This is a genomic window from Bacillus sp. JJ1503, assembly GCF_036965125.1.
In the GTDB taxonomy this organism is placed as follows: Bacteria; Bacillota; Bacilli; order Bacillales; family Cytobacillaceae; genus Cytobacillus.
In genome coordinates this window covers 2,715-3,985 of the sequence record NZ_JBALOZ010000014.1, presented here as the reverse complement: position 1 = coordinate 3,985, position 1,271 = coordinate 2,715, and the positions used below count along the sequence as shown (strand labels likewise).

Annotated in this window: 1 protein-coding gene and 1 pseudogene; both read right to left on the bottom strand. The window is 37.6% G+C overall.

Annotated elements, in window-relative coordinates:
* Positions 1-183 precede the first annotated feature (183 nt).
* A complete protein-coding gene (locus V7149_RS02020) occupies positions 184-315 on the bottom strand; it encodes a DUF3941 domain-containing protein (protein ID WP_082677191.1) in 132 nt (43 codons plus the stop codon).
* Positions 316-438: 123 nt separating this feature from the next.
* Positions 439-1,269: pseudogene (locus V7149_RS02015) on the bottom strand (DegV family protein); the annotation flags it as partial.
* Between the last annotated feature and the right edge of the window lie 2 nt (positions 1,270-1,271).

The window sequence follows — 1,271 nt, the reverse complement described above, 5'->3', positions numbered from 1 at the left end:
ATCCCCACTTCAAGAAGTTAAGTAAAAAAATTCTAAGTGGGGGACCAACAGCCCGTAAAGGCCCGATTAGTTCAACTAACAATCAGTGGGGATGAAGGCCGACTAAGGTCGCCACGTCCTGTGACAACTTCGGCATTAGCACGTCCTGTGCGTCGGAAAACCCCCACTGATTGAAGTTTCACTTTATAGGTGATCAGTTGTTTTAGAGTACTGGTTTTTTCCTGCCTTACGGTTTTTCTCACGCATCATATTTTTTTCATGCCTGAGGGCATTATTATCCTTCGCTTTTTTATCATTATCAGAAGTACGGGGCATAATATGAATACTCCTTTCCATATATTCACAAATTCAATATGATTAGACAACCTTCAATAGAAGGCTAGCCTAATCATATTGTCTGTAAAAATGAAAAGGAGTATTCGCAGGGATTGATAAGTGTTATTTTACATTATTTAAAAAGAAGATAGCGATTGTCCCGGACCCAGTATGGGAGCCAATGGAAGCCCCAATAGAGGAAATGAAAACTTCTTTAACGTTAAATTCCTGTACGATTAGTTCTTTTATTTCAAAAGCAGTTTCTTCATCGTCCGCATGACTAATACCTATGACCTGACGATCAAAGTTTTCGCCTCTTTCTTTCATTAATTCAATAATGCGGCGAAGGAGTTTCTTTTTTCCTCTATGTTTTTCAATCGGAACTAGCTTGCCATCTTCAACATTCAGTAACGGCTTGATATTAAGCAGCCCACCCAAAAATGCAGAAGCCTTTGAAACACGTCCGCCTTTTGCTAAATAATCGAGGTCGTGGACCGTAAATAAATGCTCCATATGCTTACAGCGGTATGTAATGTCTTCTAAAATAGTCTCCTTGGATGCGTTTTCTTTAGCTAATTTAACAGCTTCTTTAACAATTAAGCCAAATCCAAGTGAAGCACATTTCGTATCAACAATAGTTAGGTTGAAATCAGGATAGGTTTCCTTTACTTGGTCAAGCATCATAACGGCGGTTTGGTATGTACCTGATAATTCTGATGAAAATGCAATATAAATTCCATCCTCATTATTTTTTGCCATGTTTGTAAAAGCTTCTTCAAAGGCTAGAGGAGAAGCTTGGGACGTTTTCGGCACTTTACCTTCACGGATTGCTTCATAAACTGTTTTTGGGTTTATCGTAACTAAATCTTCATATTCAGTATCATCTAAGTGAACTTTTAATGGAAATAGTGTTACATTATTTTCTTTTAAAAAACTTAAAGGTAAATCACTTGCAC

Excerpts from the sequence above, each read along its gene's own strand:
- V7149_RS02020 (WP_082677191.1), bottom strand. The coding sequence starts at position 315 with ATGCCCCGTACTTCTGATAATGATAAAAAAGCGAAGGATAATAATGCC.